This is a genomic window from Prosthecobacter sp., from assembly GCF_049294395.1.
Taxonomy (GTDB): domain Bacteria; phylum Verrucomicrobiota; class Verrucomicrobiia; order Verrucomicrobiales; family Verrucomicrobiaceae; genus Prosthecobacter.
Window position 1 is genome coordinate 1 of sequence record NZ_JBAQCR010000150.1, and the last position, 9,218, is coordinate 9,218.

General features: G+C 59.8%; 8 protein-coding genes. All 8 read right to left on the bottom strand.

Annotated features, from left to right (window positions below):
* On the bottom strand, positions 1–282 hold a 282-nt coding region (locus tag WAW39_RS10075), incomplete at its 3' end, for a hypothetical protein (protein WP_422318334.1).
* Between the two features lie 251 nt (positions 283–533).
* On the bottom strand, positions 534–1,046 hold the full coding sequence (locus WAW39_RS10080; protein ID WP_422318336.1) for a hypothetical protein: 513 nt from the start codon (positions 1,044–1,046) through the stop codon (positions 534–536).
* Positions 1,043–2,155, bottom strand: coding sequence for an AAA family ATPase (locus WAW39_RS10085; RefSeq protein ID WP_422318338.1), 1,113 nt, complete (start codon positions 2,153–2,155; stop codon positions 1,043–1,045). Before WAW39_RS10085 ends, WAW39_RS10080 begins: the two co-directional genes overlap by 4 nt.
* A gap of 169 nt (positions 2,156–2,324) precedes the next feature.
* Positions 2,325–2,876, bottom strand: coding sequence for a hypothetical protein (locus WAW39_RS10090; protein ID WP_422318340.1), 552 nt, complete (start codon positions 2,874–2,876; stop codon positions 2,325–2,327).
* Positions 2,877–2,910: 34 nt separating this feature from the next.
* A complete protein-coding gene (locus WAW39_RS10095) occupies positions 2,911–4,251 on the bottom strand; it encodes a coproporphyrinogen-III oxidase family protein (protein WP_397384936.1) in 1,341 nt (446 codons plus the stop codon).
* A gap of 155 nt (positions 4,252–4,406) precedes the next feature.
* Complete coding sequence (locus WAW39_RS10100) at positions 4,407–6,956, bottom strand: protein kinase domain-containing protein (protein WP_422318343.1); 2,550 nt, start codon at positions 6,954–6,956, stop codon at positions 4,407–4,409.
* A gap of 170 nt (positions 6,957–7,126) precedes the next feature.
* The gene (locus WAW39_RS10105; RefSeq protein ID WP_422318345.1) at positions 7,127–8,794 is read right to left on the bottom strand and encodes an ArnT family glycosyltransferase; all 1,668 of its coding nucleotides are present in this window, start codon (positions 8,792–8,794) and stop codon (positions 7,127–7,129) included.
* Positions 8,794–9,218, bottom strand: a 425-nt coding sequence (locus WAW39_RS10110; protein ID WP_422318347.1) for a PIG-L deacetylase family protein, incomplete at its 5' end; no start/stop codon positions are given. The genes WAW39_RS10110 and WAW39_RS10105, both read right to left, overlap by 1 nt.

Here is a 9,218-nt window from a genome sequence, read left to right on the forward strand (position 1 = left end):
GGTGTAGCCAAAGAGGAGGGAAAGCTTGGTGCGGTCGCTGGTGGTCGGCATGTCCTGCTTGCGCAGTTCCGCGTTCCAGTTGGGCTCGCCGAGTTTGTCGAGCACGGAGAAAACTTCGCTCGGGACCGGGACGATCACGTCGTCCACGACCTTGCCCGGGAAAGCGAGCGGGTCGAACTCCTCCACCCCCTTGGTGCCCTTGGGAGCGGCGGTGAGAGGCAGAATGCCGGCCAGAAGCAGGGCGGCAGTCAAGGTGGGGCGAATGAACAGGGAGCGTTTCATGACAAAATAACCAGGGTAAGAGCGCAAATTGGGTTAAGCCAACTCAAACCCCATTACCCTTAAATCGCAAATGGTTTGACCACCAACCGTACGAAGCCGCGTCTTTTCGCTGCGGAAATCCCTCCGCCGTCCCAGCCGCAGTCCACTCCAGCCTGCATGCCAGGGAAAACAACAGGCCGCGCTTTGTTTCCCGTTTCCCTCCCAGGGGGGTTCGTGGTGGAAACGAAGGCTGGGGGGGATTTTCCACCGCCCTAGCTGAACAAAAAGTCCTTCACATTCGTCTTCAACCGCTCCAGTTCTGTGGCATTGTGGGCCAGCATGTCGTGGCCCCAAGTCTCGTTGGTGTTTTGATCACAGTCAGTTGCCAGCCGTTTGCCCAAAGTTTCAAGCTTGCTACCTTCTTCAGCGCGGATGCCCGTGGAGGCGAGGGAGGCCAGAAGCGCCTCGGGCTCATCTGAGCAGCTGAGGATATAAAAGCGGCTCTTCAATTCTGCCGGAATTTCGCTCAAGATCTGATCACGCCTTTCGGAGTGACCATCAAAATCGATGACCAGCAGGACATGCCGTTTTGGAAATTTACGCATCAATGGAACATGCTCATCTTTAACTAACTTCACTGCCACGAGCCATCCCCCGGCAATGTTTTGCACATCCATCTTCCTGAAATTCACGGCATGATGGTTCCTAAAACCCACCAAGATCTGACGGTTGGCATCATCTTCTGGCAGCACCAAAAGGTGAGGCAGATAGTTGTTGGCGCTCATGGCTCGATTTCTCCGCGCGTGAGCGCGCCAATCAGATCCCCTTTGTAGCCGATGCTGGCGAGAGACCTGATCTGCGAAGGTTCCAGGTGATTGCGCCGGTAGATAACAAAGGTGTTGTCATCCGAAAACTGCCGGATGGCCTCCGCATTGTGTGAGGTGGCGATGAACTGCCCCCCGCCCTGAAAGGCACGCCGGAGATCGGTGGCAAAATTGGCGATCTCCGAGAGAGCCAGATAGTTGTCCGGCTCATCCCAGAAGCACAGCAAGGGGCCATAGGCCTCATTGGCCGCCATGGTCAGCGCCCAGATGACCATGCACTTTTCACCGTCTGATAGGAGTTCAAAGGCCAGGGATGACGCTGAATTCTTCTGTCCTTCGAACTGCACCACGAGACTGCGTGAGTCCTTGCCGACCACTGGATTTTTAATGTCCTTTAGATCAGGCATCAGTTGCTTCAGGCTGGCATCGATTTTCAAATAAGCAGCCGGAGCATGCGCGAGGAGCCCGCTCCACCAACCGCCCAGGTTGATGCCATCAGCATGGGGATGCAGGGTTTCGTCTGTGGAATTTCCGTCGATAAGAAGCGGCAGGGGTCGCAGGATGATCATGTGTGCCAACCACTGCTTGAAGATGTGCACCGGATCTGTCTCTTTGCCCGCCATCATTGGGAGCCAGACCAAGTGCCGGTCGATAGGAAAAGTGAGGTCCAAGTCATCATCATCCCAGAAGTTAGTGGCAACGCCCTCCGCACTACGAGCAAACTTTGGTTTCCCTGCGATTGTCAGGGACTCTTCAGCCACGCGCAGTTCTTTCGTCCCCTTCGGCAGTTCGAACGCCAGCTTGTACTCGTAGCGGACTTTTTCGATCTCCACTTCCAGTTCCAAACGCACAGGGACTTCAGTGCGCCCATGGCTGATGTCTCTTGGTAACAGAAGATCATCCACCTTATTTGTTCCTCTGCCTATCTGCTGCAAAATTTCCAATGCATAACCCACAGACGATTTGCCCGACCCATTCTTGCCGATCAGCAATGCCGAGGAAAGCCCGCCAACGGGCAGCTCGAAGTTTTCGAGGCTTCGATAGTTGTGAACATAAAATCGTTGGATCATGGCGGCGAGTCAGAAGTCATGCGTGTTTTTGAATTATTCGGAATAGCTCCACACTGGGTGATGTCGCAGAATTGGCAAGAATTCAAACGGGCCGCTTCCCGCTCTCGGCGGCGGTTGGAGGACCAACCGCCCTACCTTCGCGCTGAGCGCGTGCGTGGACGCTGAAACATTATGACATCCTCGGCAGCACCTCGACCACATCCGCCAGCACACGGCCGCTGCCGTGGCGCAGCTCATTGCAGCGACCGAAGAGCATCTGGCCGCTGGTGGCTCCGAGGAGGTCTGCGAGGCGCTGGTCCACCGAAATGCGGAAGTAGCCGCGGGGGTGGCTTGAGTGCGGGACTTGATAGCGCTCCAGGATGGCACCGAAGGGCACGAGGCCTTCGAGGACAAGTTTCTGCGCTTCCTCGGGCAGGAGATCGAGGTGAATGCCGATGGCCCCAAACTCCACGGGCATGCCGTCCGTGTGGCGATGCAGCACTGAGGCACGCACGAGGTAATTGCCGATGCGGGCACGGGCGGCGACATCCAGATCGATCTCGCTGGCGTGAAAATCCCGCAGGCGCGGCGTCATGTCTTTGTCATGCACCAGCAGGCCGCGCTCCTGCTCGGCCAGGTCCCGGGGATCCACAAAGGTCACGCGCGGACGTGTGCTGCCGATGCCGTAAAAAAAGATCAGGGGTGCCAGGATGTCCTCGTCCTGCCGGGGTGCCTCGTTCATCGCCGTCGTTGTCGTTCGATTGCGTCGGAGGGCTTCAGGTGTAGCGGGCGTACTGGCGGTGCTGCGGCAGGAAGAAATCGTGCAGCAGGCGGTCCACCTGCAGCAGGCCATCGCGCGAGAGCGTGACGCCCGCCGCATCCAGCGTGGCAAAGCCTTCCTTGGCCAGGTAGTCGAGCTGCGGGCCGAAGTGTTTGCGCGGATCTTCACCGAACTTTTGGATGTAGTAATCGAACTCGCTGCGGCCAAGCTTGAGTTTGAGGATGAACTCGCGCACGAAGCGGTCTTCCGCCGTGGTTTGGTAGGCGCGGAAGATCGGCAGCTGGCCGGCATCCACGGCCTGCATGTAGGGGCCCACATCGGCCTGATTTTGGTAATGCACGCCACCGAGATGACCGAAGGAAGCCACGCCGCAGCTCAAGAGATCCGCACCTTCCCAGAGGGAGTCGCGATAGACGAACTTGATGCGCTTGGGGTCCTTCACCACGGTGTAGGCGCTGGTGACGGTGTAGCCGTCTTTTTGGAATTCATCGAAGGCGTAGCTGACCCAGTCGCGCTTGGTCTGCCAGTCGGCCACGGGTGCGGTGACTTTGCCCTCGGCCTTCATCTGCTGATACATGGTGGTGTTGTAGGGCACCTCCATCTGGTAGATGGTCACGGCGTCAGGCTGCAGGGCGATGGCCTTGCGCACTGTGTCCTTCCAATTCTCCCAAGTCTCGTTCATCATCCCCGCGATGAGGTCGATGTTGATGTGCTCAAAGCCGAGCGTGCGGGCAAAGCGGTAGGCCTTCTCGATCTCGCCGCTGCGATGGGCACGTCCGTTCGTTTCGAGGATGTGATCGTCGAAGTTTTCCACGCCGAGGCTCAGACGTGTGACACCAATGTCACGGATGCCGGTGAGCTTGACTTCATTGAGCGTGCCGGGTTCGGCCTCGAAGGCGACTTCTTCCGCCTCGTCCCAGGGGATCATGTCCTTCATGCGGTTGGTCAGATCCTTGAGCTGCGGCACGGAAAGGTAGCTGGGGGTGCCGCCGCCGAAGTACACGAAGTGCGCCTTGCGTCCCTTCAAGTAGGGCTGGCTGGTGAAGCGCTCCATCTCGCGCATTCCGGCGTCGATGTAGGCCTTCACCTCCTGCGCATTCTTGTCGGTGTAGACTTTGAAATAGCAGAAGTGGCAGCGTTTGCGGCAGAACGGGATGTGGAAATAAACGCCCAGCGGGATGTTGGCCGGTGCGGGCTGCTTCAGCACTTCCTCCACCACGGGAACTTGATCAGGCTTCCAGAATGAGAACGGCGGATAATTGGAGACAAAGTAGTTTCCAGCCTCGGTCTGTTCGACCTTTTTCTCCGGAGCGGGAGTTTCGAGAGCGGTTTGCATGATGGGGTAAAAGAATAACGACTGCCGCAGGAAGTTCTACGAGCAAAATGTGCGCGAAGCGAGGCGAAGGGAGGATTTTCTCCCTGAGGAAGGGACCCCGCATAAAGAGATGGCTGGGTATTTTGAGCCAAAGGCTTCGGCAAAGCTCCCCCCCCTCACTTTCCATGCGCCAGCACCACACGGAAGCCGATGGTGTTCCGCCGTGTTTCCGGCGGCACGGGCATGCGTGCTGAGGCCAGGAGTTCATCCTGGGAGGCGGAGCGCCAGTTGCCGCCGCGCGTGGTTCCGAGAACGGGTTTCGCGGGTTCACCTGGCTTGGCGGGTGGCAGCGGTGTGAAGTCCGTTTCCACCCATTCGGAGACATTGCCTGCGAGTCCGGCGATGCCGCGATCATTCGGGCGCAGCGCGGTCACGGGAGCGAGGAATGGAAATCTGTCGTCGTAGCCGGGAATGGCGCTGTCGAGGCTGGCTTTGCGTGCGCCGCTCATGTCGGCGAGATTGTCCACGTCCTGTGGCGGCGGCCATTCAAAACCCCACGGATAGATGCCACGGATACGGCCGTTGCGCTCCTCGGGCGACGAACCGCGCTCCAGCGGCAGGCCCACCGCACGGCTCCACTCTTCATCCGTGGGCAGGCGGTACGAATCCTTCGCGCCGATCAGCCCGGCATTGCGCTCACGCTCTGTCAGCCACGCGCAGAAGGCCCGGGCCTCCTCGCGGTCCACTCCCACCACAGGCAGGGTGCCGCCGCCTTTGTTGGTGCCGTCCACCCGCCCCGGGCGGCGCGCCTGAGTGGCTTTGCAAAACTCCATGTAGTCGCGATGGCGGGTCTCCCACGCAGAAAGCATCACGTCCCCGAGCGGCACCAGATTCATCCCGAGACTGTTCGCCTTCCATTGGCGGCCGAAGGTGACGGCCTTGCGTGTCTGCATGTCGGCAATGAGTTCCGCCTGCTCCCCTTCCCTCACCTCGCCTTCCAGCACCACATCCGCGAAGCCTTCCTCGCGCAGTTCAAACTCCACGGGGCCGGTACGCACCCGGGGAAGTTCCAGCGGGGTCTCGCCCAGAAACTGATCGTGCTGAAACACGCGCACTTTCTCGGGCTGGCTGTGCACCACCACGCTGCCGTAGGTCTGCCGCTCCACGCGCAGGTGAAACGCACGCCAGTTCTTTTCCTCCGTCAGCTCCCCTTTGTCCATTTCCCGGCCATCCGGCATGTCATCGGCAGCGGCCTGCCCGCTTTCCACAAAGTAGAACGGTTCCACCTCATAACGGTGTTCCTGACTCAGAAAGGCCTCGCTGCGATCACGGTCCGTCAACCAGTAGCGGAAGGCTTCCGCATCGCCGTCAGGCACCACGACAAGGTAGGCCGACTCCTGGTCTTTGCCGCTCTGAAAACGCACCACTTTGCCTTCAAACGATCTGCCGGTGGCCTCCAGAAAGCGCTTGAAGAATTTCATCTCCACCGGCTCCGCGCTGATGTGTCCGCCAGCTCCGGGCTTGAAGACCATGCCGAGGCTGTTCACCCAGCGCTCGCCCTTTTGCGGCAGCTTGGAGGGCTCCAGTTTCAGGTCAAACATCGCCGGCTTTTCATCCAGGGCGATGTGGTCGATCTCGATCTGCTTGTAGCCCGGCAGGCGCAGTTGATAGATCACCGGCACGCCTTCAGCAGGATTAAGCTCCAGCGGCGTCACGCCCAGCTTTTCTTCACCGGCAAAGACTACCGCGCCCGGAGGCGTCGTCACGATCTTCAGGCGCGGTACGCTGTTGTTCACCGCCATGAGCGTGCGCGTCCGATGATTCTGCGCCAGCCACATGCCAAATCCCACCGCCAGCAGGAGCGCCACGGAGCCGACTGCGATCCACGACCACATGAGCCGACGTGAGGAAGGCAAAGGCTCTCCTCGAAGCGCCAGCGCCATCTCCCGCGCACTGACAAAACGCCCTTTCGCCTTCGGCGCACAGGCCGTGCACACCACATCTTGAAGCCTGCGCCAGACCTCCAGGCTGGAGCCCGTTTCCGCGCAGGATGGCAGGTCCGGGAAATCCAGTCGGTCCTTCCCGGTGCTCGCTTCATACAGCACCATGCCCAGAGAGAAAATGTCGGAGGCCGCCGTGCCCGGCCCCTCGGGTGCCACAAAGCCCTCCGTGCCCACAAAACTGCGCTGCCCCAGCAGGGCCACCAGCCCGATGTCCGCCAACCGGCAGATGCCGTCGATGAAGATGAGGTTCGACGGTTTGACGTCGCGGTGAATGAGTTGATTGCGGTGCAGGTAGTCCAGCCCCTCGGCAATGGTCGCGCCCAGCTTGATGCACAGATCGGCAGACACGCATTTGTCCCGCTTCATCTGCAGACCCAGCGTGTGAGGCTTGTAGGTGTCGGCATGGATTTCGCGACCGGTCTCCAAGTCATCCGCCAGCTCCATCACATAGTAATAGAAGCCCTCAAGGTCGTTGCGCCCCACCTGCAGGATGGGCACCAGCGCCTCATGCCGGCGGGAGATGGGCTCGAAGCGCTTGATGGCTTCAAACTCTCGCTCAAAGGATTCGGGCCGGTCGTAGTCCTCCCGCCACACCACCTTCACCGCCCGCAGCACCCCGGTGACACTGCGCGCCAGCCAGACCTCTCCAAACGCCCCCTGGCCGATAATACGAAGGGTCTCGTGATCGCGAATATCGGGCGCTGTTCGTGACTTGGACTGCATGCAGGAGGTTGGAATAGCGGAATTACACCGCAACCACGCCTGCTTGTCGAGTTGTGAAGTGGAGAAACTGGAGCCCTCCAAGGGGCACCAGCTCCAATTGACTCCCAGCTCCTCCGGCGACCGACGCTCTTAAAATGACCGCATTTCTGCCTCGGCCTCCTGACCGCCCATCAAATCCCTCCCTTGATCCGCACCAAAATCCGCGAGCCTTGCGTGTGCAGTTTCTCAATGCGGCCAGCGAGCGGGGATGTGGGAATCTCCAGGTGGGCCAGATCGTGGGACAGGAGAATGCAAAGCACACTGGAGTGCTTGCTGGCCAGTTCGTTCAGACCGTCGGTGCCACGCACCATCTTGAGCGGTGGATGCGGCGTGAAGTAGGGCTGCACATGCTCCAGGCTGGAAGGAAAGAAAATGACGCCTTCAGGCATCTTGCCGGTGTAGTAGGTCACCGCACGGGCAATAAAGCTCGAAGTGACGAGCGGCTCGCCGGACTGGCGCACTTTCACCGCCTCGGCGGCAATATCCCGCGTAGAGGTGTAAATCGGGATCTTTTCATCCACACCGTACTGCATCACAATCACGATGACCGCCGTCACCACGACGGTGAAGCCCGCCCAGGCGACCGTGCGGCGCATCAGCAGGAGCACCATGGGGACACTGATGAAAGCAGCCAGCGTGTAGATGACCGGCACGAGGTCTTTGATGAAGACATTGCTCTCCTTGGGCGGCAGGATCAAGGACACGACGGCAGCCGCACCCAGCACCAGAACCGTCTGCAGAACCGCCAGGGAGGAAGCCAGAATGCGCTCCCCCTTGCTCCGGAAACCGTTGCTGATCCATTGATCCAGCGTGTGGCCCATCAGCAGCGCGATGGTGACAAAAAAGAAGAACGTGTAGGTGGGCAGCTTGCTGTTGCAGATGGTGAAGAAGATCAGGTTCGGCACGAACCAGCACGCCATGAACAGCATGCGGCGGTCCGTTTTGAGCTCTTTCACCGTGCGCACCACGGCGGCGATGACGAGGGGAATCCAAGGCAGCGAACCCGCCACGAGAATCATGAGGTAGTAGTACCAGTGGTTGCTGTGCTTGTGCTCCGCGCTGGTGAGCCGCTCCCAGTTTTCATGCACAAAGAAGCGGTGCCAGTACTCCATGCCATACTTCTGAAACATGACGGCATACCACGGTCCGGCGATGGCCAGCCAGGCCAGAATGCCGATCCACAGACCTTTGCCACGCCAGGGGGAGCGTTTGCCCGAGAGCCAGATATAGCCAATGGAGCCAATCGTGGGCACCAGCAGGCCGACAGGCCCCTTCGTCAGCATGGCAAACGCCGAGGCGACAAAGTGCAGGATCATCCAGCGGTCACGTTTGTCTTCCTCCTCCGTGGCCAGCCAGAAGCAGAACACGGAGGCGCTGATGCACAGCGCCAGACAGATGTCCGTGAGCATCAGCCGCGACATAAGGACATACTCCACCCCGGTGGCCAGCACCACGGCGGCGCAGAAACCGGCGCGCGGTGAGAACATGCGCCGCCCAAACCACCAGGTGAGAAAGACCAGCAGCGTGGCCGCAGCGGCGGAGGGTGCCCGGCAGGCAAAGGGGTTGTCGCCAAAAATTTTCATGGAGATCATGGACTGCCAGTAGAAAAAGATCGGCTTCTCAAACTGCCGCTCGCCAAAGATCGTTGGGGTCAGCCATTCATTCCCCTGCACCATTTCCCTGGTGGTTTCCGCGTAGAACGGCTCATCCGGGTCGATCAGGGGCAGATGCCCGAGGCGCCACCAGAACATGACTGTACAAATAGCGAGGAGGGTGACAAATTGGGAGCGCGTGGACATCAGACTGGGTTGGATGGAATGAAGATTTCTTGATCGCGTGCATACCCGCAAAAGCGGGAGCTGCTAAGGAAAAGTTGGGTTTCGTGGCACTCGATGGCTGCGAGCTTGCGGGCCTTTTGCTTCAAAGTGAGGTGAAGGGTGAGCCCGGCGGCCTCAGGGCAAAACCAGCGGCGGTGGATGAGGTAGGCCCACTGCGGCAGGTCCATCCCGGCACGGTGCATGGACTCTTGAATAAGGTCGTAGGAGCCAACGTGGTCCGGGTGGTTGTCATCCTGGGAGGGCACCACCAGCAGCGTGGGGCGGAAGGTTTGCAGCTCAGACACGTGCAGATCCAGGGTGCTCGCGTCTTTCTGCTGTGAAAGCCGGGTCAGCCCCTGGTCCGGCAGGCCGAAAAAGGACGCCGCATCCGCCGGCAGACCGAGGG